This window comes from Streptomyces sp. NPDC050610 (assembly GCF_040654875.1).
Classification (GTDB): Bacteria; Actinomycetota; Actinomycetes; order Streptomycetales; family Streptomycetaceae; genus Streptomyces.
Genome location: NZ_JBFAIV010000001.1, coordinates 187,040 through 213,039 on the forward strand (window position 1 = coordinate 187,040; position 26,000 = coordinate 213,039).

Consider the following 26,000-nt stretch of genomic DNA (forward strand, 5'->3'; position numbering starts at 1 on the left):
GACCGACCCGGGGGGACCCGCCATGAACGCCACCGCTCGCCGCACCCGCACCCGCAGCCTCCGCGTCGCCGCCGCCGTCCTGACCGCGGCGGCCGCGCTGACCCTCTCCGCCTGCTCCGGTTCGGACGCCTCCGGCACGAAGACCACCGGCAAGGCGGACACGTCGGCGGGCGCCTCGGACACCTCCGCGGGCGGCTCCCTCCCCGGTTCCGGTTCGAACGAGCAGGGCGGTTCGGACAAGCAGGGCGGTTCGAACGAGCAGGGCGGTTCCACCGCCAAGGGCGGTTCCGGCGCCAAGGCCGACGGCGCCGCCGGGGGGAACGCGAGCGAGAAGTCGACGGCCCAGAGCGGCAACAAGGCGGGCAGCAGCTCCAACAGCGGCGGCGCCTCCGCCTCCAAGCGCTGCCACACCTCCGAGCTGCGCGGCTCCTTCGCGACGGGCGAGGACGCGGCCCCGGACGAGAACGCGGACGGTGCGACGACCACCAGCATCGTGCTGACCAACAAGGGCAGCCGCACCTGCGTGATCGGCGGCTTCCCCGGCGTGGACCTGACCTCGGAGAACGGCGGCGAGCGCTGGTCGCTGGCCCGCTCGTCGGCCAAGTTCAGCTCGATCACCCTGAACCCCGGTGACAGCACCGACTTCAAGCTCAACGTCCTCATGACCAAGGACGACGAGAACTTCTACCAGCCCGCCCACGTCGAGGTCACCCCGCCCAACGAGACCAGCTCGCTGAACCTCAACTGGCCCTGGGGCACCCTCGTCAAGCAGGACGGCGCCACCCACCCGGGCACCTTCGTCAACCCGATCGGCTGACCCCCTGTACCTGCCGCCGCATCCTCCGCCTCCACTGCCTGATTAGCCGTTCCGAGCCCGGGTACCCGAAGGCGTACCAGAGCCCGGAACGGCCAAGTCAGCTTCAGTTCGGAGGCGTTATCCATGGGCATGGGATGGTGCATCGGTCTCGTCGCGATCGGCGCGATCCTCACATTCGCCGTCGACTGGCAGATGCAGGGCGTGAACGTCCACCTCGTCGGCCTGATCCTGATGGCGGTCGGCATCATCGGCGTCTGCGCGTACGTCAGCATCTTCAAGCGCCGCCGCATGCAGCCGCCGCCCCCGGCGGCCCCGGTGGTCGAAGAGGACCACCGCTACATCCGCTGACGGCAGGCGCTCCTCACGGCAACCGGCCCCGGCCTCGCTCGGGCCGGGGCCGCGCCTCGGTCGCCTACGCCTCGTCCAGTCCCGCCAGTACCAGCGCCAGCCGCCCCGTGCCGCCGTCGGCGACGCGGAGCGGGACGCCCCAGTCCTGCTGGTGTACGTGGCAGGCGGGGTACTCGTTCGCCGGGTCGTCGTCGCAGGAGGCGGCCATGGCGGAGACGTGCAGTACGCCTTCGGTGGCCCCCTCCGCGAGGAGGATGTCGCGGCGCAGGTCCGTACCCGGGCCCGCGCCCTCCGCGAGGAGGTCCGGCGGGGTGGAGCTGATGAGGAGGCGGGTGGAGGGGCCGTAGCGGGTGTCGAGTTTCTGGCCCGCGGGGGCCTGGAAGACGATGTCGACGGTGAGCTTGCCCGCGCTCACGTCGGTCGCGGCGCGCTGGGTGCGGTGTGCGACGGACTCGACCCGCACGGCCTCCTCGGGCAGCCGCAGCCTGGTCAGCCGGTGGCGTGCGGACTCGACCACGACGATGCCGCCGGAACCGCCCTCCACGAGCACCGCGGCCGACGGTTCCCGCAGGTCGGTGGCGAGGGTGGTGACCTCGTCCGTCGCCGGGTCGTAGCGGCGCAGCGCGTGGTTGTACGTGTCCGCGATGGCCACTGAGCCGTCGGGCAGCGCCGTGACGCCGAGCGGGTGCTGGAGCAGCGCCTGGGCGGCGGGGCCGTCCCGGTGCCCGAAGTCGAAGAGTCCGGTGCCCACGGCCGTACGGATCACGAAACCGTCGCCGTCGCCGGACCGCTCGGCCCACCGCACCGCGCTCGTCTCGGAGTCCGCGATCCACAGCCGCTCGCCGTCCGCCGACGCCGCCAGCCCCGACGGCTGCGCGAACCACGCCTCGGCGGCGGGCCCGTCCACCAGGCCCTCGTTGGTGGTGCCGGCCTCGGCCCGTACCGTCCCGGCGGCCGGGTCGTACGACCACAGCTGGTGCACGCCCGCCATCGCGATCCACACCCGGTCCGCGAACCACGCCACGTCCCACGGCGACGACAGGTCCACCTCGCGCGCGCCGCCGCTCGTCGGCGATCCCTGCCACCACTGCCGCCCGGTCCCGGCGACCGTCGTGACCTGGCCGTTCTCCGGGTCGTACGCGCGCAGGGTGTGGTTGACGGTGTCGGCGACGATCACCCGTCCGTCCGGCAGCAGCGCCAGCCCCTGCGGCTCGCTGAACCGCGCCGTCTCGGGCCCGCCGTCCACGAGCCCCCGCTCGCCCGTGCCGATCCGCCGGACGACGCTCTCCCCGTCCGGGGCCAGCTCCACGAGCGCGTGCCGCGTCGAGTCCGTGACCAGCAGGTTCCCGCCGGGCAGCGCCAGCGCCTTGCCGGGGAAGCGCAGATCGGTCGCGACGGGCTCGGGGGCCACGTACGGGCCGTCGCCGCGCCGCAGCGTCCCGCGCTCCCCGTGTACGGTCTCCAGCTCCGCCACCAGCGTCTCGATGGCGTGGGCGTGGCCTTCGCCGGCGTGCTGGGCGACGACGTACCCCTCGGGGTCGATGACGACGAGCGTGGGCCAGGCCCGTACGGCGTACTGCTTCCAGGTGGCGAGCTCGGGGTCGTCCAGCACCGGGTGGTGCACCTCGTACCGTTCGACCGCGTCGACGACCGCCTGGTGCTCCGCCTCGTGCACGAACTTCGGGGAGTGCACGCCGATGATCACGACGGTGTCGCGGTGCTTCTCCTCCAGCTCCCGCAGCTCGTCCAGGACGTGCAGGCAGTTCACACAGCAGAACGTCCAGAAGTCCAGGATGACGATGCGTCCTCGCAGGTCAGCGAGGGTGAGCGGGTTGCCGCCGGTGTTGAGCCAGCCGCCTTTGCCGGTGAGTTCGGGGGCGCGGACGCGTGCACGTGAAGCCATGCTCCCATCCAACATCACCGGCCCCCGCGCGCATTCCTGCGGCCGCCGGGGGAACCTGTCTGCCATGAAATACCAGGTGCGTGAACGCATGCTCGCCATCGGCGACGACTACTGGATCACCGACGAGCACGGCGAGAAGGCCTTCCTCGTGGACGGCAAGGCCCTGCGGCTGCGGGAGACCTTCGAGCTGAAGGCCGCGCACGGCCCGGTGCTGGCCGTGATCCACAAGAAGATGTTCGCCTTCCGCGACACCATGGAGATCGACCGGGACGGCGAGACGCTCGCGACCGTCAAGAAGAAGCGTTTCTCGCCGCTGCGCGACCACTACCGCGTCGAGCTCTCGGACGGCACGGAGCTGGATGTGTCGGGGGACGTCCTCGACAAGGAATACGGCATCGAGTACGACGGCGAGCTGCTCGCCCACATCTCGCGGAAGTGGTTCCGGCTGCGCGAGACGTACGCCGTGAACGTGGTCCGCGAGGACGCGGACCCCGCGCTGCTCATCGCGGTGGCGGTGTGCGTGGACCGCCTCGCGGAGCACGAGCACGAGGAACATGAGGAGCACGGGCACTGAGGGCAGGCACGGACACGGGCGCTGAGGCCAGGGCATGAGCACGGGCGCTGAGGCCGGGCACCGGCACGAGCGCTGAAAATCGAGGCGGGGCCACTGCCCGTACGGGCTGCGCCCCGCCCCCTCGTCAGCGCCCCAGCACCCGGTCCTTCAGCGCCGGGAACTCCTCGCGCGTCTTCGCCACCCGCGCCATGTCCAGCTCCACGGTCAGCACCTCTTCCCCCGCCCCCGCCTCGGCGAGCACCTCGCCCCACGGGTCGACGACGACGCTGTACCCGGCCTGCTCCACCCCGGCGTGCGTGCCGGCCGTGCCGCAGGCCAGGACGTACGCCTGGTTCTCGACGGCGCGGGCGCGGGCGAGGAGCGACCAGTGGGCGCGGCGGCGGGCCGGCCAGCCCGCCGGGACGACGAGGGTCTGCGCGCCCGCGTCGACCAGGGCCCGGAACAGCTCCGGGAAGCGCAGGTCGTAGCAGGTGGCGACGCCGATCCTGGTGTCGGGCAGGCCGACGGTGGCGAGCTCGTCGCCCGCGCTCATCAGCACGGCCTCGCCCTTGTCGAAGCCGAACCGGTGGATCTTGCGGTACGTACGGGCGAGTTCGCCGTCCGGGGAGAAGATCAGGGAGGTGTTGTAGAGCGGCCCGTCCGGGTCCCGCTCGACGATCGATCCGGCGTGCAGCCAGACTCCGGCGTCCCGCGCGGCCGTTGACATGGTCTCGGCCGTCGGGCCGTCCAGCGGCTCGGCCTCGGCCGCGAACGAATCGAAGGCGAAGGCCCCCACCGGCCAGAGCTCGGGGAGCACCACCAGGTCGCTGCCGCGCTGCTCCCGTACGAGTGAACCGGCGCGCACCCGACGGGATTCAACCGTTTCGTCCGGGTCTACCTCGATCTGGATGAGAGAGGCGCGCACACTACCACCGCCTAATAATTCGAGCCGTCGATCCGGGCCTACGATCAGAGACGAAAGCACTGCCGGGGTGCTCTTGCGCAGCGTAACTTAACTGCACAACAGCACCCAGACCGCGTACGAACCGCCCGAGGGGTTCCGTGACCGTCCACCCAAGCCTTCAGACCTCCATCGACGCCTGGACCCAGTCCATCGAAGCGATATCGGAGTTGGTGACACCGCTCGTGGAGAGCGAGTGGAACCGGGCCACCGAGTGCCCCGGCTGGTCCGTGCGCGACATCGTCTCGCACGTCATCGGCATCGAGTGCGAGATGCTCGGCGACCCGCGCCCCATCCACACGCTGCCGCGCGATCTCTACCACGTCACCGACGAGTTCTCGCGCTACATCGAGGTCCAGGTGGACGTGCGGCGCTGCCACACCTCGCCGGAGATGACCTCCGAGCTGGAGTACACGCTCATCCGCCGCTCGCGGCAGCTCCGCAACGAGACCCGCGACCCGCAGACCCCGATCCGCTGGCCGCTCGGCAGCGCCACCGAGCAGACCCTCGAACGGGCCCTCAAGGTCCGCGCCTTCGACGTCTGGGTGCACGAACAGGACCTCCGGCGCGCCCTGGGCACGCCGGGCGACCTCGACTCGGCCGGCGCGCAGCTCACCCGCGACTTCCTGCTGCGCGCGCTCCCGAAGGTCGTCGCCGCCGACGCGGGCGCGCCGCCCGGCTCGGCGGTCGTCTTCGATGTGCACGGCCCGCTGGAGTTCATGCGGACGGTGCGGGTCGACGCGGAGGGCAAGGGCACCATCGACGGCAGCGTGTCGCTGGGGCCGACGGCGACGCTGGTCCTGGACTGGGAGACGTATCTGCGGCTGGCGTGCGGGCGGGTCCGGCCGGAGGCGGTGAGCGACCTGGTCAAGATCGAGGGGGACCGGCCGCTGGCGGAGGCGATCCTGCGGGAGTTCGCGGTCACTCCGTGACTCCGGCTCCGTAGCGCCGTAGCGCCGCGTAGCGCTTCGCGTGCGCCGCCGCGCCCGTACGGACTGACGGACGCGGGATGCGCCCGTACGCTCGCACACCGCCCCCACATGCAGACATACCGACGTACCGGCATCCCGACATACCGACGTCCCGACATACCCGACATGCCCGGCTAAGCCGGTACGTGCACCGTCTCCACCCGCGATGCCAGGACGCGCTCCTTCTCGCGGCGGTGGGCGCGGGCCCGTAGGCGCAGGATCTGGGAGAGGCCCAGTGCCTCCAGGACGAAGACCGACGCGAACGCGGCCCGGTAGCTGTTGCCGGTCGCGTCCAGCAGGATGCCCACCGCGAGCAGCGTCGTCATCGACGCGATGAAGCCGCCCATGTTCACGATGCCGGAGGCCGTGCCCTGCCGTTCCGGCGGATTGGCCGGGCGGGCGAAGTCGAAGCCGATCATCGAGGCCGGTCCGCACGCGCCGAGCACGACGCACAACACGACGAGCAGCCACATCGGCGCGGGGCCGGCGGGCCAGAAGACGGTCACGGCCCACAGCGTGGCGGTGGCCGCGACCGTGCCGAGGGCGAGCGGCAGTCTGGCCCCGTGGTGGCGGCCGATGACCTGCCCGTAGACGAGCCCGACGGTCATGTTGGAGAGGACGATCAGCGTCAGCAGTTCGCCCGCCGTGCCGCGCGAGAGCCCCTGCGACTCGACCAGGAACGGCATGCCCCACAGCAGCAGGAAGACCATCGCCGGGAACTGCGTCGTGAAGTGCACCCACATCCCGAGCCGGGTGCCGGGCTCCCGCCAGGCCAGCGCGATCTGCCGGCGTACGAAGCCCTTGCCGAGGTGGGGGTGGGGCGCGGGCTCGTACCCCTCGGGGTGGTCCTTGAGGAAGACCAGCATCAGGGCGAGCACGGCGACGCCCGCCAACGCGCTGCCCGCGAACGTGCGCTCCCACCCGGCGCTGTGCAGCAGCCGGGCCAGCAGCATGGTGGAGACGAGGTTGCCGGCCATTCCGAAGAGCGCGGCGACCTGCGCGATCATCGGGCCGCGGCGGGCCGGGAACCAGCGCGAGCCGAGCCGCAGCACGCTGATGAAGGTCATCGCGTCGCCGGAGCCGAGCAGGGCGCGGGAGGCGAGCGCCATCGCGTACGAGTGGGAGAAGGCGAACCCGAACTGCCCGACGGTGAAGAGCACCACCCCCAGCGCCAGGACCTTCTTGGTCCCGAGCCGGTCGACCAGCAGCCCCACGGGTATCTGCATGCCCGCGTAGACCAGGAGTTGCAGGATCGAGAACGTGGAGAGGGCGGACGCGTTGATGTGGAACCGCTCGGCGGCGTCGATGCCCGCGACGCCGAGGCTCGTACGGAAGATGATCGCGACGAAGTAGACGCCGACGCCCAGTCCCCAGATGCCCAGTGCCCGCCGCCCGCCCGGCGGGTCACCGGGCAGTCCTATGGACCCGCCGCCGGCGCCGGTACTCGCACTGCTCATCGCACTTCCCCCTGCGCCAGATTCCGCACCCAGCTCACATGCCGGTGCACCGCTTCGGTGGCCGCCGCCTCGTCCCCGGCGCGCAGCGCGTCGAGGATCTCCGTGTGCTCGGTGATGTTCTTCGCGATCCGGTCCGGGTGGGCGTGCATCAGGGCGACGCCCATCCGCAGTTGCCGGTCCCGCAGCTGGTCGTAGAGGCGCGAGAGGATCTGGTTGCCCGCGCTGCGCACGATCTCGGCGTGGAAGGCCCGGTCGCTGACGGAGAGCGCCGCCAGGTCCCCGGCCTCGGTCTGCCGCCCCATGTCGGCCAGCAGCTCCGTCAGCCGCTCGATGAGCCCGGCGGGCGCGGGCACGGCCTTGGCCACCGCGAACTTCTCGACGAGCAGCCGCGTCTCCACCACGTCGGAGATCTCCTGCGCGGACACGGCCAGGACGAGCGCGCCCTTCTTCGGATAGAGCTTGATCAGCCCCTCGACCTCCAGGCGCAGCAGCGCTTCGCGTACGGGCGTACGCGACACCCCGACGGCCTCTGCCAGGTCGCCTTCGGTGAGCAGGGTGCCGCCCTCGTAACGGCGGTCGAGTACCGCTTCCTTGACGTGCGCGTAGACGCGCTCGGCGGCGGGGAGCGGTTTGGGGGCGGAAACGGGTGACGCCGGCGACGCGGATGACGCGGGGGACTCGGGTGACACAGGTGCGTGAGCTGGCGCGGAGGCCGGGGCGGCTGACATGCGCACAGCATAGATACATGAGGTATGCATAGAGCAGCCCCTGTCCAGGATGCGGACGAAGCCTCCGACTCCCGGCACCGCCCCATCACCCTCCCTGACCACAGAGAAGCCCCAAACCTGAACATTGGTTCATGTTCGGGGATGCGCCCCGCGAGAGCGGCCCTCCGCGCGAACGACAAGGCCCTGGCCCCCTTCCCCTTTCGGGGCGGCACGGGAAACGCTGGCGGTGACGGACCTTGGAGGGAGCCGCTTCATGACGACCGACCCGATCACCGACCCGATCACCGAGCCGACGACCACCCCGGACGCCGGCGCCGACGGCTGGTACGTGGACGACCGCTGCACCAACTGCGACGTCGTACGGCAGGTCGCCCCGGACCTGTTCATCGAGACCGACGGCCGCTCGGAACTCCACCACCAGCCGCGCGACGAGCGCGAGTTGGCCCAACTGCACGCCGCCGCGTACGCCTGCCACACCCGCTCCATCCGCCACCCGGCACTGCGACTGGACCCGGCGCTGGACCCGTACCCGATGGAACTGGACGACGGCCTCTACTTCTGCGGCCACAACTCCACCCACACGGCCGCCGCCAACGCCTACCTGCTGAAGCGGCCGTCCGGCCAGGTCCTGATGATCGACACTCCGCGCTGGAACGCCGAACTGGCCACCCGTTACGAGTCCCTCGGCCCCATCGCCGACGTCCTCCTCACCCACCGCGACCACGCGGCCCACGGCCGCCGCTACGCCGACCGGTACGGCGCCCGCCTCTGGATCCACGAGGCCGACCTGGACGCCGCGCCCGACGCCGACCAGGTCCTACGGGGCCTCGACCCGGTCGAGGTCGCCGACGGCGTGATCGCCCACCCCCTGCCGGGCCACACCGAGGGCAGCGTCCTGTACGTGGCCGACGAGCGGTACTGCTTCAGCGGCGACAGCTTCTACTGGTCCCGCACCACCGGCGACATCGAGGTCGCCGAAAACGTCACCTGGTACTCCATCGAGGTACTGGCCGCCTCCCTCGCCCGCACAGCCGGCCGCCTCCGCTTCGAATGGCTCCTCGCCGGCCACGGCGACCGCCGCCACCTACCGGCCGGCGAAATGTCCCGCCGCATGCGTGACTTGGCCGTACGGACACAGAAACTCCGGCCCCGGCCGGTCGACTTCACGGTTCACCGCTGGTGAGGGGACGGCACGGGAACACTCCAGCTGGTCAGATCCTCGATGAATTCGCTATAGGAACGATTCGATCCGATCGGATCGGCTAGAAGCCCGTGCTCCAGAGCATGGGAGACGATCTCGGGTCCGTCGCTCTCCCGGAAACGCGGACGGGTGAGTTCGGCTTCAAGGTCCTTCTTGGGCGTCTGCCGCCGTCCCGTATCCCGGCCTCGCCACTGTGCGGGAACCTTCCACGACGGCCTGTAAAGCGGAAACGCGTCAGGAAAGAGCAGGAGCCAGGCCTCGGATTCGACCGCGGCAAGAGCATAGACGGACGAGGATGACGCGGCCGCCCGGGAAAGGGCATCGGAGACGGTTCGGCGTGCCGCGTCATACGCCGGCCCGAGGCAGGCGTCCATGTCCTCGTGCACGGCGATTCCCACGAACTCGCCCGCCTTGCATTTCGCCTTACCGCGCGCCTTCTTCACCAAAGTATGGGCGGCAGTGTCCAGTTCGACACCCGACTTCTTCCGCAGCCGCACCGGATCGGTGATCTCGGTGAGACTGACGGCAGCGGCGAGTTCGGGGTGGGCCGACTTGATGAGCGCGGCGAGTATGCGGCGATCGTTGGAACTCTCCCCCGCGAGAACGACGATGCCCTTGCCCGGACCCCTGCTTATGCCTCTGCGGGTCATAGCTCGTCCTCCGTCAGGTCCCCGCCGAGCACACCGGAGAACCACAACTCGCCGAGCGGCTGGTCGCCCGTCTCCGCGACGATGTCCTCGACGTCCTTCGCCGAGAGCGCGGGGATGATCGAAGCGCCATCCTCGTCACGGTCGCACACGATGAACTCCTGCGGCGTCAGGCGATCGACGAGCGAGGGCGAGTGGGTCGCCACGATCAGCTGTGTTCGTTCGGACGCCTCCCGCAGCCGCTCCACGATGAGCTCAAGGGCTTGCGGGTGCAGGCCGTGATCGATCTCTTCCACACAGGTGAGCGCCGGCGGGAAGGGGTCGTAGAGCATGGCCAGCAGGCCCAGGAGACGCACCGTGCCGAACGAGGCGTCGGCAAGCGGGGTGGTGCGTCGTAGGCCCCGTTCGTGGAGGACGACCGCAAGGCGATCGGCGTACCCCCCGACCTGCTCGAACTCGATCGCCTCCAATTGCGGCAGTATGCGGCGCGCGTCCTTCGTCAGGTGTTCCCACCGCTCCTCGTCAGCGCTGAGCTGAACCAGGAACGCCGCCAGATTCTCCGCGTGCGACTCCAGCCGGCCGGCCAGAGTGGAGCGGGAACGCGTCGGTTGCCGGGCAGCGGCGACGTCTACGTCGAACACCCTGAACGACGAAAGACGCTCGGCGACCCGAGTGACCTCTTCCCCGCCGTCCGAACGCCCCAGTCGAGGCAAGGTCGACAATCCACTGCTCAGGCGTTGGATGCCGAAGCTGCCGCCGTCGGAATCCCGGCCCGCTTTCCGGTCGACCACCCGGGCCTCCCCGCCCGAGATCGTGATGCGTCGCCCTCGTCCCCGGGTTCGCTTGAATGCGAAACTCTCCTGGCGCGACAAGGTGTACGAGTCGGGATTGTTCGGCATAGAACGCCTGCGAATGGTCAACGAGTACTCATCCGGGGCCCTCAGGCTCGCATGAGTCGTCCAAGTGGCCTTGAGGTGGATCTTCATTGACGTCGGCGGCCGGACACCACCCCAGAAGCCCACTTCATCGAACCCGCCGCGCTCATCGAGTGCGGGTTGGAGGTCGGTCCGGATGATCGAAGCCAGAAAATCGAAGACCTTCAGGACGTTCGACTTGCCCACCCCATTCGGCCCTACGAGCACAGTGAGGGGGCCGAGGGGGATGGTCACGTCACGCAGGCTGCGGAAGTTCTCGACGTGGAGTTCCAGGAGACGGCCGGGCATGAGGCGAACCTATCGGGTGAGTGATCGCGACGCAGGCGAGCGGATGAAATGCCACACCCACGCGGCGCCGCTCCTCTCTCCCCACCCGCCGGCGCGAAATAGCCGCCGATGCCGGTCGCTCAGGCGCGGCGCTCGTCTTCCCGGTCTTTCGCGTTCTCCGCGGGCGACGTGCGGGAGCGGATGCGCCCGAGGAGGGTGCTGCCCGCGATGACCAGGCCGATGGCTATGACTTTGCTCGCCTGGTAGTAGCCGGACGCCGGGTTGTCCGCGGTTCCCGGCAGCCGGAGGAAGGACCATGCCGCCGCCGCGATCCCGACGAGGACAAGGCCGATGGCTCCTAACGGGCCGAGCCCCCACCACCAGGGGCTTTCGCCGTGATGATGGGCGGCGGGCCGGCCGGGTCCATCGGAAAGGTCATTTCCGTCGCGTCCGTCGTGGGGCATGGTGGGCTCTCCTGGCGGCAAGGCGGGGCGGTGATCGTCACCGCAGGCTAGCCTTCGCCGTCAGGCTTCCACTCGGTCGTCATGCGGACGCATTCGGTGCCCACTGCGACGTGCAGGGGGCTGCGGGCGCCGTTCCACTCGGCCGTGAAGTAGTCGGCCGTGTCGGGGTGGGCGAGACGGAGTTCCAGGAAGTCGCGGCCGGACCGTTCGGAGCTGACCGACCAGCCGTCCGCCGTGAGGCGTTCGCGCAGGCGGGCCACGGCGGTCACGGCGTCGGCCCGTGCGACGGGCTCCTTCGTGGCCCAACCGGTGTGGAAGCTGTTGACGCCTTCCTCCGGCTGGTCGTAGTGGGACAGGTACTGCATCCCACGGTAGTAACAAACGGACGTGTGGACGTCCCTCCAGCCGAGCCCGGACATCTCCGGACGCGCCAGCAGGTCGTACGAGCTCCGGGCGGAGTCCTGGATCCGCCCGGCCACCGCGTGCGGGTCCGCCTCGCGGTAGGGCTCGCCCTCCCACCAGCGCTGCAGCCCGAGGCAAGCGGCGATGACCAGCGCCAGCCCCACGAACAGGAGGATGACGAGGCGGATGGCTCCTCGCCGGCTCTCGGGTGTCCCGGGGCTCGCCGGTGGGGTCGCTGGTGCGGAGGCGGTGTCGGTCATGAGCCCGACCCTAGGAAGACGGCCGGGGCCGACGCATGAGTCGGTGTACTCATTTCCGCAGCTCAGAGCGGGTACCAGTACGCAGGGCGGCAGTCACTGGAGGCTGCCGAGGCGCGCGCTGCGGATGAGCGCCCGGCCGTGCGCGGTGGCGACGTGCAGGGCCCGCCCGGCCTCCCGGACCGTGATGAGCAGACCCGCCTCGCGCAACACCGCGACATGCTGGCTCACCGCCGGATTCGACACCCCTAAGCGCCGGGCCACGTCCCCCGTGCCGCAACCGGTCGAGGCCGCGACGAGCACCGCCGCGCGAGTGGGCCCCATCAGCGCGCCCAGCGCCTCGTGCCGCGCGGTACGGGCCTCCTCCGCCCCGGCGGCCCCCTCCGGCCCGGCCGCCGCGAGGCTCGCGTCATGCCGTACGGGGTAGACCAGGACCGGCGGCAGGTCGGTGTCGGCGAGGCTCACCGGGGTCGGCCAGCAGAAGAACGAGGGTTGCAGGATCAGCCCCCGGCCCTCCAGACGGAGCGTCTTCCGCACGGGGTACGCGACCTCCAACACCGGTGGCCGCCAGCGCATTTGCGGGCCCAGCCCCGCCAGTAGTCCGTCCACACCGCCGTCGAACATGACGCGCAGCCGGCTGACGCGGTCCGCCTCCACGTGCGCCCGAACGCGCGGCCAGTACGGTGCGACCGCCTCCGCCTGGTACGTACGTATCGCCCCGCCGAGGTCCCGTAGCGGCTCCACTTCCCCGCGCGCCAGCCGGCTCACCCACGGCGACGCCTCCCGAAAAGCCGCGAACCTTCGCAGTTCCGTTTCCAGGCGAGGGCGGGGTGTGCTCAGCACGGCGTCGACCGCCGCATCGAGCCCGTATTCGTCGTCCGCCCCGGCGCTGACCGCCTCGGCGGCCGGCGTCAGGAAATCCGGGGAATAGCCCTGCGGCGGCAGTAACGAAGACAGCCGCCTGCCCTCGCGCGAAAGCCGTCTCCGTGCCCCACTCCGCCAGGCGCCGAAGGCCGGCGCCCCGTCCCGCCGTTGCAGCGTCTGCACGCTGTTGGCTATCTCCCACATATGGTCCGGCCCCGCGGCCACGCGAACCCTCGCCATGTCATCCGAACTGAATACGACCCGCAACACGACGCCCCCCGCGCAATGTCAACGAACTACGTTCCCACGTTCTTCTGTTGTCGCACGCCGGCCCGCCCACGGGCTGGCGTTTTAAGCCGTGCCTTTCCTCCGTTGCCCGATCAGCACCGCGACGCCCACTCTTTACTCGGTCACAGCAATCGATCTACAGGAGGCACGTTTTGTTGCTCCACAAGCGTACGAAATTCGCACTCGCCGTCTCCTCGGCACTCCTGCTGGGCGGAGCCATGGCCTCGCCGGCCATGGCCGCCTCCGCGTCACCCAAGGTCAAGGTCAACGACGCGGTCCAGACGTTCGGCAACATGGCCACGGGTTCCTGCCTCGACGACAGCAACTACGGTCTGCGCGGCTTCGGTTGCAACGGGCTGAACTTCCAGCAGTGGAGCATTCACGTCTGGAACGACGGCACCCGCCAGATCAAGAACGTGAACACCAACCGTTGCCTCTACGACGACGGCGTCACCCTCGCCACCCGCCCCTGCAACAATTCGCCCCAGCAGAGCTGGTGGATCACCCATCACCGCGCCGACTCCATTTCCTTCCAGAGCCAGGCCACGAACAAGTGCCTGGACGACAGCCAATACGGCCTCCGCACGATCGGCTGCGCCGGCGGCTCCAACGACCACCAGCTCTGGCGCTGACGGTCGCCCCTGACGGGGCGTTGTCGGATACCTTCCGTGATCTCAGGCGATTAGCCAATAGCCGACCGCCTGTGATCTCTCAGTTGACAACTCGTCCTGGGCCATACGGCAGTAATGGATGAGGGTTCAAGCGGTCGTGGGGCCTCGATCAGGCGAGGCCCCACGACGGGATCAGCTGATCCAGGTGGTTCAGCTGGTTCAGACGGTGAGGACGAGCTTGCCCCGGAGGTGCCCGCCGTCGAGCAGCCGGTGCGCGTCCGCTACGCGCTCGAACGGGAACGTCTCCTGCACGTGGACCCGCAGCCTGCCCTGTTCGACCAACTCGACGAGGCCCCGCAGAGCGACCGGATCGGGGTCGACCGCGATGCCGCTGAAACGCATGCCTGCCGCCTCGTACTTGGCGATGAGCTCCGCATCCTCCTCGGCTACCGCCGTCACCAAGTGGCCGCCCGGGCGTAGCACTTCGAGCGACCGCTGGGCCGTATCCCCTCCGATCGTGTCGAGCACGACATCTATGTCGCGCACCGCCTCGGTGAAGTCGACCGCCGTGTAGTCGATCACCTCGTCCGCACCGAACCCCTCGACGAACTTCCGCTTGCTCCCACTGGCGGTCGCGATCACATACGCGCCGAGCGCTTTCGCGATCTGTATCGCTACATGGCCGACCCCGCCGCCACCGCCGTGGACCAGGACGCGGTCGCCCTCGGTCACGCCGCCGAGGTCCACGAGCCCCTGCCACGCCGTCAGCCCGACGATCGGCAACGCCGACGCCTCTACGTGCGAGAGCGACGCCGGCTTGCGTACCAGGTGCAGCGCCGGCGCCGATACGAACTCGGCGTACGCGTTCGCCGCCCGCGGGAACAGCGGCATCCCAAACACCTCGTCGCCGGGCCTGAACCGCCACGACTGCGACGCCTCCTCGACCACGCCGCTGATGTCCCAGCCGAGGACGAACGGCGGCCGGCCGATCAGCGGGAACTCTCCGGCGCGCAGGCGCGCCTCCAACGGGTTCAGCCCGATCGCCTTGACGCGCACGAGCACCTCGGTCGGGAGGGGCCGAGGCTCGGGCGCGTCCACGACGGTGAGCACCTCGGGGCCGCCGAGCGTCTGCTGGGTGATGACTCGCATGTCTCTCCTGGCTCTGGAGGGGGTGGAGAGATCCCAGGCTAGATTTCCGCCAGGAACCCGCAGGTGCCTATGCCGCCATGAGCGGTTTTGGTCCCGGCAGCCCCTTGCTCGGCCACTACTCGATATCGGCCCGGCCGTCGCGCACTACGGCTTCCTGAAAGGCCAGCCACGCGGCGGGGGTTATGCGGAGGGTGGGGCCGGTGGGGGTTTTGGAGTCGCGGATGGCGACGGTCCCGGGGACGTTGACAGCTACCTCTACGCATTCCTGGTCGGGGTGGGGTCCGCTGTGGCTGGACTTCACGAACTCGAACACAGTCATGCGTCACATCTCCTTGTGCAGGCTGTCGATAAGGGAAAGGGTGTCGTGTGGCGAGAGGCCGAGCCTGCTCGTTCTGTCGAAATACGTCCTGTAGGCCGCGCCTTCAGTTTCGTTCTCGACCCACACGGTGGACACCATGGTGTCCACATGGACCACGTCCACCGCCTCCTCCTCGGCGAACGAAACAATGTTGAAGGCACCAGCCATGCATGGATGCCCACCAGACCGAAACGGCAGTACTTGAAGCCGCACGTTCGGAAGCCGAGCGACTTCCTGCAACCGTTCGAGTTGAGCGCGCATCACTTCGCGGCCGCCGACGACTTGGCGCAGTGCGGCTTCCCAGATCACCGCATACACCTGTAGCGGCACTTCATCAGTCAGCCGGGCTTGGCGCCTCGTCCGGACCTCAACTACGCGCTCGATCTCGTTCGGGTCATCCCACGAGCCTTCACCGACAGCCAGTGACCGGACGTACGCAGGCGTCTGGAACAGTCCCGGCACCAATGACAGTTGCCAGCTCCGCACCCGACTCGCCACGTCCTCCATCGCGATGTACTCGGCCAGGCCGCCCCCACTTGGTGAGTGCTGCCACCACCCCTTCGCCCTCCGGCGTTCGCGGTCGAGCTTCGCCAGCCGCAGCAGGCCGTCGACCGCTTTCGGGTCCTCCAGCCCGTACAGCCGGGCGAGCACCAGAACGTCCGGGTCCCGGAACGGCACCCAGCCCCGTTCCATCTTCGCGATCTTCGCGGCCGTCGCGCTCAGCGCCTCCGCCGCCTGCGGCTGGGTGAGCCCGGCCGCGTCGCGCAGCCGCAGCAGTTCGGCCCCCAACTTCCGTGCCAGCACCGTCGATACCCGGTTGCCGAGACCCGCTTGGCCTCTCGCCATATCGTCGCACCTCCCTCGATGCCGCTCAGTCTGCAACCGATCACGGAGCGGCACAACCAAGATCCGGGGATAGATTTCTCCAAGACTGCTTGTGCGGTACGTCACGACATCGCTACTGTCAGTGCGCAACCGCTCACACGGCGGCGCCGCCCGGCGGAAGTGCACCGGCCTGCCCTGCGCAGGCCCGGCATCGACACCGCCAAGGCCAAGCGCCGCAGCGTGTGGCCCCTGCGACCGCACTTGGAGGTGCGTGTCCATGGCTGTGAAGGTCATCGAGCCGGACGATCACTACGACGTCGTCGACTACACCCCGTACCCGTACAACGTCCCGGTGGCCCGGCGGCGCGTGGCGCGGCTGGCATGCGATTGGGGGCACAAGGAAGTGGCCGGGGACGTGGCCCTGCTGGCCAGCGAGTTGATCACCAACGCGCTGCTGCACGGGTGCCTGCGGGAGCGACTGTTCCGGGTGGAGCTGTTCCTCACCGGTACGGTCCTCCGGGTGGCCGTCACCGACCCGAAGGGCGAGCGGCGACCGCGCCCGCGGGAGGCCGATCCCCATTACGACCAGTTCGGACGTGGGCTGCTCATCGTCCGTACGCTCGCGAGCCGTTGGGGCGTGGAGGGCCGTACGGTCGGCAAGACCGTATGGGCAGAACTCAGCACCGGCGACCCCGAGCGCACGCCGTAGCACCCCCGCACCGGGCGACGGACTGGCACGGCCGCCGCCCCAGCAGCAAAATGACGCACTATGCCGGAAGCCCGCCAATCCACCGCACCGTCACCCCCCTCCCAGTCGGCCTCGCCGAACGGTGCGGCCTGGATTCCGCATGGCTTCCAGTTCCATCCGCACTCCCACACCGATGGGCAGCTCGTGTACGCGGCGGCTGGAGCCGTGGCCACCACGACCGAGCGCGGGACGTGGGTCGCGCCCGCGCACCGCGTGACGTGGACGCCGCCGGGGTTCGTACATTCGCACCGCTTCTACGGGAGCACCGACGCCCGCCTCGTCACTGTCCCGGCCGACCTGTGCGACGAGTTGGTGGCGCGCCCCAGCGTGTTCGCGGTGAGCCCGCTGCTGCGGGAGGCGCTGCTCGCGCTGTCCGACCGGGCGGAAACCCGGCCCGGTGCCGAGCGGCGGCTGCTCGCCGTGGTGATCGATGAGCTCGCCGAGACTCCCGAGCAGTCTTTGCACCTGCCCGAACCCCGCGACGACCGGCTACGGGCCGCCACCGATCTCCTGCACGCGGCTCCCGGACGGAGTGCGACCCTGGCCGACCTGGCGCGGGCCGCGGGAGCGAGCGAGCGGACCTTGAGCCGGCTGTGCCACAGCGAACTGGGCATGAGTTTCCATCGCTGGCGCACCACACTGCGCATCCACCACGCGCTGGCCCAGCTCAGCAACGGCCGGTCGGTCACCGACACGGCGATGGAGTGCGGCTGGTCCAACCCGTCGAGTTTCATCGAGGCCTTCAGCGAACTAGTCGGCCAGACCCCCGGCCGCTACCAGGCCGAACTGCGCAACCGGCGCCCGTGAGCGGCGCGGGTGATCGGCACGGGTGAGCGGCACCGGTCCAGTCGGCGTGCTCGTACGTCCGTCGATGCCTTGGCGGGTTTCCGGCATGCGCTGCCCACATCCCGGTTGGTGGCGGACTCGGCCGCGCCCACAGTGGTGGAAGGCCGCACTTTCCGTGCGGCGCGACGGCCGTACGTCTGCGGCGCGGCCGGTTTCCCCTTTCGCCGAAAGGCTCGGAAAACATCATGGTTGAGACAGCGAAGACAGCAGAGACAGCGGAGACGGCGGAGAACACCACCGTCGTCATCATCGGCGCCGGAGCGGCCGGGATGACGCTCGGCAACTTCCTGCTGCGCAGCGGCGTCGACTGCGTCGTCGTCGAGAAGCGCAGCCGCACGTACGTCGAGCAGCGGCAGCGCGCCGGCGTGGTCGACACCCGCGGGGTACGGATGTTCCGCGAGTGGGGGCTGGAGCACGTCGTGAAGGACGCCGCCTCACCGCCGGTGATCACGGGCGGCACCTGGATCGACGGTGTCATGTACGACATCGCGTTCGGGGACGACGAGAGCGAAGCCGTCTTCTGCCCCCAGCAGGTGCTCGTCCGCAACCTCACCAACGCCTTCCTGGAGGCGGGCGGCGATCTGCGCTACGAGGCCCTCGACGTCAGTCTGGAAGACCTCGGAACCGACCGCCCCACCGTGCGCTACCGCTCCCCCGACGGCTCGGCCAAGGCTGTCACCTGCGAGTACGTCGCGGGCTGCGACGGCTTCCACGGCGTCAGCCGGGCTTCCGTACCCGCCGGCGAACTCACCGCCTACTCGCACGAGTACCCGTACTCCTGGCTCAGCGTCCTGGCCGAGGCGCCGTGCGCCCCCTTCGGCATGGCGATCCACGACCGCGGACTGGCCGCGCGGTTCCCCCGCGGTGCGAACGCCAGCCGCCTCTACCTCCAGTGCCCGGGCGACGACACCCCCGAGCAGTGGCCGGACGAGCGCATCTGGAGCGAACTGGGGACCCGTTTCTGCGCCGACGTGACCACCGGCCCCATCGTCGACAAGCGGATCGTGCCGCTGCGGTCGGTGGTGTTCGACCCGATGCGCTACGGCCGCCTCTACCTGCTCGGCGACGCGGCCCACATCGTTCCCCCGATGAGCGCGAAGGGGATACACCTCGCCCTCTACGACACCGAGGTCTTCATCCGCGCGATCGTCGCGAAGATCAAGGACGGCGACGGGAGCCTGCTCGACAGCTACTCCGACACCTGCCTGCGCCACATCTGGAACTACCAGGCGTACGCGGTCTGGATCACCGACCTGATGCACAACGCCGGCGACGCCTCGTACGGGGGAGCCTTCCGCAAGGAGACAGCCCGAGCGGAACTCCAGCGCCTGAACAATTCCCCGTCGGCCGCCCGCCTGTTCAACGACCTCAACGCCGGGCGGCTGTAGGCACCTTGCCGTCCGGCGTCTCACGGCGATCTGTCACGCCCAATGGCTCCAGGCCGATATCCAGCGGCCGTTGGGGGACAAGCGTCCGGTGGGTTCATCCTTATGGGCGACGCGGCATTGGGCAGGGTTGCCGGTGGGTAAATGCCCCGTATCAGGGGTGAATGTGGTGCCCTGGGTTGCTGCCCCTTGGAAGGGCGTGCGGTGAGCATGAGGGAGATGCGCCGGTTCCGGCGCGATCCGCTGGGATACATCGAGGACCGAGCCCGCCGGAGTCCGGCAGAGGTGTTCCAACTCCCTTGGGGCGCCTGGTGTGTGAGGGACACCGAGCTGGCGCTCACGGTGCTGCGCGACCCGCTCTTCCACAGCGGCATGTCCACCTTCTTCGGCGACATGCTGCCCTCGCGGACCGCGCAGCTCGCCCTCGGCCGCGCCGTCCGGAACGTGATGCGTGCGCACCTGCCCGCCTACCGCGAGTGCCTGGCCGAGGCGGTGGCCGGGCTGGGTCCGGTCAGCCAGTGGCCCGGAGCGGGGCCGCTGCTGGTGTACCGGTGCACGGCGGACGCGCTGCTGCACCCCGGCCAACCGACGGACCTGCGGCGGCAGTTGGCGCAGGCAGTGGCCGCCGGGCTGACCGCCCGCCAGCCGCAGATGCGGCAGCGGGCACGGGCGGAGATCCTGCGGCCCAAGCTACTGGCCTCGGTCACCGAACATGTCCGAGGCCGCCGGGCGGAACGCTTCCGAGCGGGCGAGCCCCGGGATGTGTTGGACGCCGTGATCGGCGCCTGCCCCGATGAGCTCGCCGACCAGACCGTAGCGAACCTGTATGTGCTGCTGTTCCAGTCGATCGTGGGAAACATCGGCTACGCGGTGGCGTGGTCGGCCCTGCTGGCCTGCCTGCACCACCCGCCCGGCCCGCCCTGGCCGTGGCCCGCCGACTGGCTGGTGCGCGAGGCCGGACGCCACCGCCCGTTCGTCTGGATGGTCGGCCGGCCCGTTCCGCACCCTCTCGAATTCGGCGGGCGGCCGTTCGCGGCGGGCACGATCCTGTCGGTCAGCCCCTACCTGCTGCACCACGACCCGCGCCACTGGGACCGTCCTGATGTGTTCCGGCCCGAGCGCTGGAACGAACCGGGCGGCCAAGGTCCCTATCTCCCCTTCAGCACCGGCCCGTTCACCTGCGCCGGGGCGTCCGTCGCCCACAGCTTGACCACCGAGGCGGTCGCCGCGCTGGCGCAGGACGCCCGCCTGACGGTCAGCGGCGGCGACGTTCGGCCCCTGGTCTCCGGTTCCGTCCTCCCCCGCCCCTTCGCCCTGCGGCGCACCCTCAAGACCCCCGTCAGGCCCGCGCTCGCGAAAGGAGGTGAATGACATGATCGCTGCCATCCGACGCATCATCTGGAACAAGCCCGCCAGTTACTGGGAGCCTGACCGCTGGCTCTAGGAGCCCTGGTCCGAGCAGTTGCCCCGCATGCCATGGCCAATGGCATGCGGGGCCTCGCTATGGGGGCCGTCGTCACCCATCGGACGGTTCTAGCGGACCAGCGGGAGGAAGATCGTGTCGACGATCTCCTCGATCATCTCGGGCGCGACCGGTCGCAGCGTCATCATCGCCTCGCCCCGCAGCAGGTCGAAGGGGAGCGAGGCGATCCGCGGCGTGAGTTTGGCCGGATCGATCTCGCCGCGCTCGATGGCGCGCTCCAAGATCTCGTCGCGTCCGGAGCGGCGTCCGGCGAGGATCGTCTCGCGCAGCTCGGCGAAGCTGGTCCCGGCCTCGGCGAAGTAGTCGGTGAGCAGCAGGCTGAGCTGGGCGAGGAACGGCCCCCGGCGCTCGCCGAGTTCGGTGAGGGTGGCGATCAGGTCGCCGCGCAGGGACCCGGTGTCGGCCGGGGTGATCGGCCCGATGACGTTGCGGTGCGCGACCGCCGCCCCGATCAGCTTCTGTTTGTCGGCCCAGCGCCGGTAGAGCACCGGTTTGCTGGTGCCGGCCCGCCGGGCGACGGAGTCGACGGTCAGGTTCGCGTACCCCCGCTCGGTCAGCTCGTCCCAGGCCGCTTCGAGGATCGCCGCCTCAAGCGCTTCGCCGCGCCGTCGCCCCACAACACTCCTCCTAAGAACCTTTGACGTTTCTTATCGCCGTACCTTACTCTGCGAATAAGAAACTGCGCCGTATCGTATTTGGTGGGAGGCGTGAGCGCCGCGGCCTCACCCCAGGCGCGCCTGTGAAGAGTCCGGCTCCGCCCCGGCGTGGGGCGGAGAGAGCCCATCGGCAGCGGCCGCGGCAGCAGCCCGCATCTGTACCGACATCCGCACCGTCGCGAGCCCGCCCGTAGTAGGGAGTCCCTGATGCAGAAGAGCAGGACCGGAGTCACAGACGACGCCGGACGGCACGCGAAATGGAGCGGGCGGCTCGTCGGCCTGGTGGCCGTTCTCGCCATGGTGAACTTCGTGGTCGACTCGGCCATCACCGCGCCGCTGATCGTCCTCCCGGAGATGCTCGACCACTTCGGTACGGACCAGCCGGCGTGGCTCAACGCCACCGCGATGCTGGCGGGAGTGGCGTGGGCGCCGCTGCTCGGGAAGAGCGCCGACATCCACGGCAGGCGCAGGGTGCTCGTACTGGCGTTGCTGCTCAGCTGCGCGGGCGCCGTCTTATGCGCCGTGGCCCCCAGCATCTGGCTGTTCGTACCGGGGCGCATGCTGCAAGGGGCCTCCCTGGCCGCCGTGTTCCTCTCCGTCGCCATCGTCCGCGGCGTCTGCGCGCCCCGCATCGCGATGATCATCGTGGGCATCGTGACCTCGGGCTCCGCGGTGCTCAACATCGCGTCCCGCTTCCTCATCGAGAAGCTGGCCACGCAGTTCGGCTTCCAGATCCTGTTCCTCGGATCGGCCTTCGTCGCGGTGGTGATGGCGATCTGCGTGCACAAGCTTGTGCCCGACTCCCCGGTCAGGACACCAGGAAAGATCGACTTTGGCGGTGCCCTCCTCCTCGGCGGAGGTCTCGCCGGGGTGCTCGGCTACATCAGTCTGGGCTCGGACCTCGGCTGGCTCGCCGTCGCCCCGCTGGCCCTCCTCGTCTGCGGCATCGCGGCGCTGGCCCGGTGGCTCCTGACGTCGAGCCGGAAGCCCGACCCCCTGATCGACATCAGGGAGCTCAGCGGGCCGTTGGTGCTCACGCTCCTCGTCGTCTTCCTCGCCGCCGGTTCGTACCAGAGCGTGCTCCAGCTCATCCCGCTCGTCGGCGACGTCTCGGCGGGTCAGCACCTCGGGTACGGACTGGCCGACCAGGGATCGGTGGCGCTGCTGCTCGCCGCGCCGGGGGTCGGCGTCACCCTCGGCGGCCCGGCGGCCGGGTGGATCGCCGCACGCGTCGGACCGGCCTCGACGCTGGCCGGGGCGGTCCTGCTCGGAACGGTCGTGACCATCGGGATGTTCCTCGGCGTCTCCCAACTGCCCGTCGCGCTCTGCTGCGGATTCCTGCTGGGCGTCACGGTGGGAGCGCTCGGGACCTCCGGCTTCAACATGGCGGGGAGCCTGGCGTCCCCCGAACGGCAGGGCATCGTCTCCAGCCTGGTCATGGTCATGGTCTCGATCGGGTCGGTGACGCTCGATTTCGTGGGCGCGGCCGTGCTCAAGTCGACCTCCGTGGTCGTCGACGGCGAGACGACGCGCTCGGTCACGGGCGTGTTCAGCTACATCGCGATCGCCGCCGGCGCGTTCGCCATCGCCGCGCTGCTGGCCGTCCGGCTCGTACGGAGCACCCGCCTCGGCACCGGCTCCCCGTCACGCGAACTTCAGCGGGACGCGGTGTGACCACCTCCGAAGAGATCCGCGGAAGCCGGCAATTCCCCAGCGCAAAAGCAACGCGACGCGACACCACGCGAAGCAAGCCGAATTGGCCTTTGAACGTCTCATAACAGACTCAGGAGTTGGCGAATGGACATGAGAAACGCCCCGAAAGGCACGGTCCTGATATCCGGCGCGAGCATCGCGGGCCCCGCCCTGGCGTTCTGGCTGCGTCGGTACGGATTCGCGGTGACGGTGGTGGAGAAGACCGCCGGACTGCGGACCGGCGGGTACCCCATCGACATACACGGCACCGCGGTGGAGGTCGCCCGCCGCATGGGAATCCTGCCGCGGCTCCAGGAAGCGCATATCGAGTCGCGCCGGTTGACCTTCCTCAACGCCGACGGCAGCAGGGCGGCGGCGGTCCATCCCCAGACCGTGGCCGGCGGGGTCGACGGACACGACATCGAGGTGCGCCGCGGCGATCTGGCGGAACTTCTGTACGGGGCCGTCCGCGACGAGGTGGAGTTTCTGTTCGACGACTCCATCGACACGCTCACCGAACACGAACACGGCGTCGACGTCGCCTTCCGCAGCGGCGCCCGGCGCGGCTTCGACCTGGTCGTGGGCGCGGACGGAATGCACTCGCACACCCGGAAACTCGCATTCGGCCCCGAGGAGCGATTCCACCGCTATCTCGGTTACTGCTTCGCCATATTCACCATGCCCAACACCTACGGCCTCTCCCATGAAGTGCTCCTCTGGAACACCCCCGGAAGGGCCGCGGCGCTCTACGCGGTCGGCGACAGCGACGAACTGCACGCACTCCTCAATTTCGCCCGCCCCGAACCGCCGTACGAGGCCCTGCGCGCCCCCGAGGCCCAACGCGGCCTCGTCGCCGCCGCCTTCGCCGACGACGGATGGGAGATCCCGGCCATGGTCGCCGCCATGCGCCACGGACCCGATCCGTTCTTCGACACCGCGAGCCAGATCCGCATGCCGCGCTGGTCCAGCGGCCGGGTCGCGCTCGTCGGCGATGCCGCCTACGCCCCGTCGTTCCTGACCGGGCAGGGGACCAGCCTCGCCCTCGTCGGCGCCTACCTGCTCGCGCACTCGCTGGCCGCCCACCCCGACCACACCACGGCCTTCGCCGCCTACGAACGCGACGTCCGCGGGTTCGTCGAGCTGAACCAGGCGCAGGTCGGCGAAGGCGACGCGGCGCTCTTCCCCACCACCGCCGAAGCCCTCGCAAAGCGCAACGACAGACTGCGCGGCCTCGCCGCCTCACCGCCGCAGACCGGACGCCCGGCCCACACGGCCGTCACCCTGCCCGAACACGGCCCGGCCCCCGTCGGCTGATCGGCGCCGCGGGCCCGCACGGTTCCGGCGCGTACGGGCGTACGGGCGCACGGCACGCGCCCGCGACGGGCGGCCCGGCCGATACGTGACGCCGTGACCTCCTCGGTCCGCTCCGTTCCCGGGGTCGGACCAGAGCAGGCCGGTTCCGTGATCGCATGCCGGGGCCGACCGGGCGCGGAGGCGGGGACGGAGGCGGGCGGCAGCAGACCTCATGCTCCTGGGAGCGGACCCGCTCCACCGGACCCACTCCACCGAAACAGACCCGTGCCTACCCCGCGCCCCCACCCGCGGAGCCGCGCGGACGCGCACCGAATCGCAGCCCGCGGCGTCGGCTGCGGTGGGGCGGGTGGCTCACCGTGATGCGGCCCCGGTCGGCGAGGCCGGTCAGGTGGATGACGGGGAGGGACGGGGACGTCGGCCGCGTGGCGGTGTTGATGACCTTGCCGTTGCCGCGAACGGCCACCGCGTCGGTGTGCACGGCCCAGCCCGTCGGCACCACGAGGGTGATCGGGCCGTTGCTGACGCATACGGCCTCGATGAACACTTCGCGGTGCCGACAGTCCGCCTCGGTGAAGTCCAGCCGGATGCGGCCGTCCTTCTCCGCGACGGCGCGGATGTGCCGCGGCACCGGCCATCGGCCCTCCTTGCGCACCTTGGCGTTGTGCCCCGCACTCAGATTCATCGGCGCGGGCTCCGGTCCCGGCCGCGGGGCGAGGTCCCGGATCAGCGCCGACAGGTCGTCGCGCGTGGCGGCCCGCCACAGCGCGTCCAGGCGCTCCTGGAGCAGGTCCATATTCAACCGGCCCTCCGCGAACGCCTGTTGAAGGATCTCGGCTCCGCGCTCCCGCTCGGCGTCCGACGCGCGCATACGAATCGACTGCTCGGGCTCGACGCCTTCCACTGTGGTCCCCTCTCCCCGGCCCGCAAGCTCCTGTCAGCTTGGCATCCGCGCGTACGGCAGTCGTCGTCCTCCGGGGTGACCTGGTCCAGTAGGGGGCACGTGTGGGGCAGGCAGCGCCACCGCTCACGGCTCAGATCTGGTTCTCGCCGCCGTCGACGTAGAGGTTGGCGCCGAGGACGTAGCTGCTTTGCTCGGAGGCGAGGAAGGCCACGGCCGCCGCGACCTCCTCCGGGCGTCCCATCCGGCCCATCGCGACGCCCGCGGCGAGGTTCGCCCGGACCGCGGGCGCGTTCTCCTCGCCGAACAGGTCCGTGATCCCGGTGGTGTCGATCGGGCCCGGCGAGATGGCGTTGACCCGGATGCCGCGGCCCTTGAGTTCGTTGGCCCAGCCCCGCGCGAAGGACCGTACGGCGGCCTTCGACGCGGCGAACAGGCTGAACGCCTCCGTGCCGTTGTCGGCGGCGGTGGAGGCGTTCAGGATCACCGAAGCGCCGTCGTTGAGCAGCGGCAGCGCCTTCTGCACGGTGAACAGCGTGCCCCGGACGTTGACCGCGAGGGTCTGGTCGACCTGCTCCTCGGTGATCTGGCCCAGGGGCGCGAGCGAGGCGGTCGCCGCGTTCGCGAAGACCACGTCGAGGCCCCGGCCCCGGGCCCGTACCGCCTCGTACAGCCGGTCCAGGTCGGCGAGGTCCGTGATGTCGCCCGTCACGGCGGTGGCCCTCGCCCGGCCGATGGTCTCCACCGCGGCCTCGATCCGGGCTTCGCGCCTGCCGATGATGAATACGTGCGCGCCCTCGGCCGCCAGCCGTACGGCGGTGGCCAGGCCGATCCCCGTGTGGCCGCCGGTGACCACGGCCGTCTTGCCTTCGAGTTGTCCCATGTGACCGCGCTCCCAGAAGTTCGACATCGTTAAGTACCGACCGGTACTGAACGGGAACGTAGCACATCCGCACCGATCGGTACGGAAGC

Annotated in this window: 27 protein-coding genes; 12 read left to right on the forward strand and 15 right to left on the reverse strand. The window is 70.1% G+C overall.

The window, feature by feature from the left end:
- Positions 1-22: 22 nt before the first annotated feature.
- Positions 23-817: a DUF4232 domain-containing protein gene (locus tag AB0I22_RS00855; protein WP_363128435.1), complete on the forward strand. Its 795-nt coding sequence runs from the start codon at positions 23-25 to the stop codon at positions 815-817.
- A gap of 123 nt (positions 818-940) precedes the next feature.
- Positions 941-1,165 carry a DUF6458 family protein gene (locus tag AB0I22_RS00860; RefSeq protein ID WP_363128436.1) on the forward strand — a complete coding sequence of 75 codons (225 nt, stop codon included), beginning with the start codon at positions 941-943 and terminating at the stop codon, positions 1,163-1,165.
- Positions 1,166-1,229: 64 nt separating this feature from the next.
- Here AB0I22_RS00860 and AB0I22_RS00865 read toward each other — a convergent pair whose 3' ends face one another.
- Positions 1,230-3,068, reverse strand: coding sequence for an NHL domain-containing thioredoxin family protein (locus AB0I22_RS00865; protein ID WP_363128437.1), 1,839 nt, complete (start codon positions 3,066-3,068; stop codon positions 1,230-1,232).
- A gap of 64 nt (positions 3,069-3,132) precedes the next feature.
- Between AB0I22_RS00865 and AB0I22_RS00870 the strand changes: the two genes are divergently transcribed.
- On the forward strand, positions 3,133-3,642 hold the full coding sequence (locus AB0I22_RS00870; protein WP_363128438.1) for an LURP-one-related family protein: 510 nt from the start codon (positions 3,133-3,135) through the stop codon (positions 3,640-3,642).
- Positions 3,643-3,766: 124 nt separating this feature from the next.
- Here AB0I22_RS00870 and AB0I22_RS00875 read toward each other — a convergent pair whose 3' ends face one another.
- A complete protein-coding gene (locus tag AB0I22_RS00875; protein WP_363128439.1) occupies positions 3,767-4,546 on the reverse strand; it encodes a carbon-nitrogen family hydrolase in 780 nt (259 codons plus the stop codon).
- 137 nt (positions 4,547-4,683) lie between these two features.
- Between AB0I22_RS00875 and AB0I22_RS00880 the strand changes: the two genes are divergently transcribed.
- Positions 4,684-5,514 (forward strand): maleylpyruvate isomerase family mycothiol-dependent enzyme, encoded by an 831-nt coding sequence (locus tag AB0I22_RS00880; protein ID WP_363128440.1) that lies wholly within the window; start codon positions 4,684-4,686, stop codon positions 5,512-5,514.
- A gap of 173 nt (positions 5,515-5,687) precedes the next feature.
- Here the strand turns inward: AB0I22_RS00880 and AB0I22_RS00885 are convergent, their stop codons facing one another.
- Both AB0I22_RS00885 and AB0I22_RS00890 read right to left on the reverse strand, forming a co-directional pair.
- Entirely contained in the window at positions 5,688-7,010 is a 1,323-nt protein-coding gene (locus AB0I22_RS00885) for an MFS transporter (RefSeq protein ID WP_363128441.1), read from the reverse strand.
- Positions 7,007-7,738: a GntR family transcriptional regulator gene (locus AB0I22_RS00890; RefSeq protein ID WP_363128442.1), complete on the reverse strand. Its 732-nt coding sequence runs from the start codon at positions 7,736-7,738 to the stop codon at positions 7,007-7,009. Before AB0I22_RS00890 ends, AB0I22_RS00885 begins: the two co-directional genes overlap by 4 nt.
- Before the next feature lie 253 nt (positions 7,739-7,991).
- Between AB0I22_RS00890 and AB0I22_RS00895 the strand changes: the two genes are divergently transcribed.
- A complete protein-coding gene (locus AB0I22_RS00895) occupies positions 7,992-8,921 on the forward strand; it encodes a ferredoxin (protein WP_363128443.1) in 930 nt (309 codons plus the stop codon).
- On the opposite strand, the gene AB0I22_RS00900 is transcribed toward AB0I22_RS00895, so the two are convergent.
- From AB0I22_RS00900 to AB0I22_RS00920, 5 genes are all read right to left on the reverse strand, one after another.
- Positions 8,909-9,589 carry a hypothetical protein gene (locus AB0I22_RS00900; protein ID WP_363128444.1) on the reverse strand — a complete coding sequence of 227 codons (681 nt, stop codon included), beginning with the start codon at positions 9,587-9,589 and terminating at the stop codon, positions 8,909-8,911. The genes AB0I22_RS00895 and AB0I22_RS00900 overlap by 13 nt on opposite strands.
- Entirely contained in the window at positions 9,586-10,809 is a 1,224-nt protein-coding gene (locus AB0I22_RS00905) for an AAA family ATPase (protein ID WP_363128445.1), read from the reverse strand. The genes AB0I22_RS00900 and AB0I22_RS00905 overlap by 4 nt, the downstream gene beginning before the upstream one ends.
- A 119-nt stretch (positions 10,810-10,928) precedes the next feature.
- Positions 10,929-11,252, reverse strand: a complete 324-nt coding sequence (locus AB0I22_RS00910; RefSeq protein WP_363128446.1) for a hypothetical protein — start codon at positions 11,250-11,252, stop codon at positions 10,929-10,931.
- Between the two features lie 47 nt (positions 11,253-11,299).
- On the reverse strand, positions 11,300-11,914 hold the full coding sequence (locus tag AB0I22_RS00915; RefSeq protein WP_363128447.1) for a hypothetical protein: 615 nt from the start codon (positions 11,912-11,914) through the stop codon (positions 11,300-11,302).
- 93 nt (positions 11,915-12,007) lie between these two features.
- Complete coding sequence (locus tag AB0I22_RS00920) at positions 12,008-13,045, reverse strand: ArsR family transcriptional regulator (protein WP_363128448.1); 1,038 nt, start codon at positions 13,043-13,045, stop codon at positions 12,008-12,010.
- 170 nt (positions 13,046-13,215) lie between these two features.
- Here AB0I22_RS00920 and AB0I22_RS00925 point away from each other — a divergent pair, with 170 nt between their 5' ends.
- Complete coding sequence (locus tag AB0I22_RS00925) at positions 13,216-13,695, forward strand: RICIN domain-containing protein (protein ID WP_363128449.1); 480 nt, start codon at positions 13,216-13,218, stop codon at positions 13,693-13,695.
- 198 nt (positions 13,696-13,893) lie between these two features.
- Here AB0I22_RS00925 and AB0I22_RS00930 read toward each other — a convergent pair whose 3' ends face one another.
- The 3 genes from AB0I22_RS00930 to AB0I22_RS00940 form a co-directional block, all read right to left on the reverse strand.
- Positions 13,894-14,823, reverse strand: a complete 930-nt coding sequence (locus AB0I22_RS00930; protein WP_363128450.1) for an NADP-dependent oxidoreductase — start codon at positions 14,821-14,823, stop codon at positions 13,894-13,896.
- Positions 14,824-14,938: 115 nt separating this feature from the next.
- Entirely contained in the window at positions 14,939-15,142 is a 204-nt protein-coding gene (locus AB0I22_RS00935; RefSeq protein ID WP_363128451.1) for a DUF397 domain-containing protein, read from the reverse strand.
- 3 nt (positions 15,143-15,145) lie between these two features.
- On the reverse strand, positions 15,146-16,027 hold the full coding sequence (locus tag AB0I22_RS00940) for a helix-turn-helix transcriptional regulator (RefSeq protein ID WP_363128452.1): 882 nt from the start codon (positions 16,025-16,027) through the stop codon (positions 15,146-15,148).
- A gap of 256 nt (positions 16,028-16,283) precedes the next feature.
- Between AB0I22_RS00940 and AB0I22_RS00945 the strand changes: the two genes are divergently transcribed.
- The 4 genes from AB0I22_RS00945 (at position 16,284) to AB0I22_RS00960 (ending at position 20,356) form a co-directional block, all read left to right on the forward strand.
- Positions 16,284-16,715 carry an ATP-binding protein gene (locus tag AB0I22_RS00945; protein ID WP_363128453.1) on the forward strand — a complete coding sequence of 144 codons (432 nt, stop codon included), beginning with the start codon at positions 16,284-16,286 and terminating at the stop codon, positions 16,713-16,715.
- 60 nt (positions 16,716-16,775) lie between these two features.
- Positions 16,776-17,561 carry an AraC family transcriptional regulator gene (locus AB0I22_RS00950; RefSeq protein WP_363128454.1) on the forward strand — a complete coding sequence of 262 codons (786 nt, stop codon included), beginning with the start codon at positions 16,776-16,778 and terminating at the stop codon, positions 17,559-17,561.
- A 224-nt stretch (positions 17,562-17,785) separates the two neighbouring features.
- Entirely contained in the window at positions 17,786-18,988 is a 1,203-nt protein-coding gene (locus AB0I22_RS00955; protein ID WP_363128455.1) for a 4-hydroxybenzoate 3-monooxygenase, read from the forward strand.
- 312 nt (positions 18,989-19,300) lie between these two features.
- The gene (locus tag AB0I22_RS00960) at positions 19,301-20,356 is read left to right on the forward strand and encodes a cytochrome P450 (protein ID WP_363128456.1); all 1,056 of its coding nucleotides are present in this window, start codon (positions 19,301-19,303) and stop codon (positions 20,354-20,356) included.
- 162 nt (positions 20,357-20,518) lie between these two features.
- Here the strand turns inward: AB0I22_RS00960 and AB0I22_RS00965 are convergent, their stop codons facing one another.
- Complete coding sequence (locus AB0I22_RS00965; RefSeq protein ID WP_363128457.1) at positions 20,519-21,085, reverse strand: TetR/AcrR family transcriptional regulator; 567 nt, start codon at positions 21,083-21,085, stop codon at positions 20,519-20,521.
- A 246-nt stretch (positions 21,086-21,331) separates the two neighbouring features.
- On the opposite strand from AB0I22_RS00965, the gene AB0I22_RS00970 reads away from it, so the two are divergent.
- Together AB0I22_RS00970 and AB0I22_RS00975 are read left to right on the forward strand one after the other, a co-directional pair.
- Positions 21,332-22,798 carry an MFS transporter gene (locus tag AB0I22_RS00970; protein ID WP_363128458.1) on the forward strand — a complete coding sequence of 489 codons (1,467 nt, stop codon included), beginning with the start codon at positions 21,332-21,334 and terminating at the stop codon, positions 22,796-22,798.
- A 123-nt stretch (positions 22,799-22,921) separates the two neighbouring features.
- Positions 22,922-24,130, forward strand: a complete 1,209-nt coding sequence (locus AB0I22_RS00975) for an FAD-dependent monooxygenase (protein WP_363128459.1) — start codon at positions 22,922-22,924, stop codon at positions 24,128-24,130.
- Positions 24,131-24,398: 268 nt separating this feature from the next.
- Here AB0I22_RS00975 and AB0I22_RS00980 read toward each other — a convergent pair whose 3' ends face one another.
- Both AB0I22_RS00980 and AB0I22_RS00985 read right to left on the reverse strand, forming a co-directional pair.
- A complete protein-coding gene (locus AB0I22_RS00980) occupies positions 24,399-25,031 on the reverse strand; it encodes a DUF1707 domain-containing protein (RefSeq protein WP_363128460.1) in 633 nt (210 codons plus the stop codon).
- Positions 25,032-25,161: 130 nt separating this feature from the next.
- Positions 25,162-25,911 carry an SDR family oxidoreductase gene (locus AB0I22_RS00985; RefSeq protein ID WP_363128461.1) on the reverse strand — a complete coding sequence of 250 codons (750 nt, stop codon included), beginning with the start codon at positions 25,909-25,911 and terminating at the stop codon, positions 25,162-25,164.
- Between the last annotated feature and the right edge of the window lie 89 nt (positions 25,912-26,000).

Coding starts and splice junctions, on each gene's coding strand:
- AB0I22_RS00895 (WP_363128443.1), top strand. CDS start 7,992: ATGACGACCGACCCGATCACCGACCCGATCACCGAGCCGACGACCACC.
- AB0I22_RS00900 (WP_363128444.1), bottom strand. CDS start 9,589: ATGACCCGCAGAGGCATAAGCAGGGGTCCGGGCAAGGGCATCGTCGTT.
- AB0I22_RS00885 (WP_363128441.1), bottom strand. CDS start 7,010: ATGAGCAGTGCGAGTACCGGCGCCGGCGGCGGGTCCATAGGACTGCCC.
- AB0I22_RS00970 (WP_363128458.1), top strand. CDS start 21,332: ATGCAGAAGAGCAGGACCGGAGTCACAGACGACGCCGGACGGCACGCG.
- AB0I22_RS00860 (WP_363128436.1), top strand. CDS start 941: ATGGGCATGGGATGGTGCATCGGTCTCGTCGCGATCGGCGCGATCCTC.
- AB0I22_RS00865 (WP_363128437.1), bottom strand. CDS start 3,068: ATGGCTTCACGTGCACGCGTCCGCGCCCCCGAACTCACCGGCAAAGGC.
- AB0I22_RS00975 (WP_363128459.1), top strand. CDS start 22,922: ATGGACATGAGAAACGCCCCGAAAGGCACGGTCCTGATATCCGGCGCG.
- AB0I22_RS00945 (WP_363128453.1), top strand. CDS start 16,284: ATGGCTGTGAAGGTCATCGAGCCGGACGATCACTACGACGTCGTCGAC.
- AB0I22_RS00935 (WP_363128451.1), bottom strand. CDS start 15,142: ATGACTGTGTTCGAGTTCGTGAAGTCCAGCCACAGCGGACCCCACCCC.
- AB0I22_RS00855 (WP_363128435.1), top strand. CDS start 23: ATGAACGCCACCGCTCGCCGCACCCGCACCCGCAGCCTCCGCGTCGCC.
- AB0I22_RS00870 (WP_363128438.1), top strand. CDS start 3,133: ATGAAATACCAGGTGCGTGAACGCATGCTCGCCATCGGCGACGACTAC.
- AB0I22_RS00930 (WP_363128450.1), bottom strand. CDS start 14,823: ATGCGAGTCATCACCCAGCAGACGCTCGGCGGCCCCGAGGTGCTCACC.
- AB0I22_RS00950 (WP_363128454.1), top strand. CDS start 16,776: ATGCCGGAAGCCCGCCAATCCACCGCACCGTCACCCCCCTCCCAGTCG.
- AB0I22_RS00910 (WP_363128446.1), bottom strand. CDS start 11,252: ATGCCCCACGACGGACGCGACGGAAATGACCTTTCCGATGGACCCGGC.
- AB0I22_RS00940 (WP_363128452.1), bottom strand. CDS start 16,027: ATGGCGAGAGGCCAAGCGGGTCTCGGCAACCGGGTATCGACGGTGCTG.
- AB0I22_RS00985 (WP_363128461.1), bottom strand. CDS start 25,911: ATGGGACAACTCGAAGGCAAGACGGCCGTGGTCACCGGCGGCCACACG.
- AB0I22_RS00955 (WP_363128455.1), top strand. CDS start 17,786: ATGGTTGAGACAGCGAAGACAGCAGAGACAGCGGAGACGGCGGAGAAC.
- AB0I22_RS00905 (WP_363128445.1), bottom strand. CDS start 10,809: ATGCCCGGCCGTCTCCTGGAACTCCACGTCGAGAACTTCCGCAGCCTG.
- AB0I22_RS00890 (WP_363128442.1), bottom strand. CDS start 7,738: ATGTCAGCCGCCCCGGCCTCCGCGCCAGCTCACGCACCTGTGTCACCC.
- AB0I22_RS00915 (WP_363128447.1), bottom strand. CDS start 11,914: ATGACCGACACCGCCTCCGCACCAGCGACCCCACCGGCGAGCCCCGGG.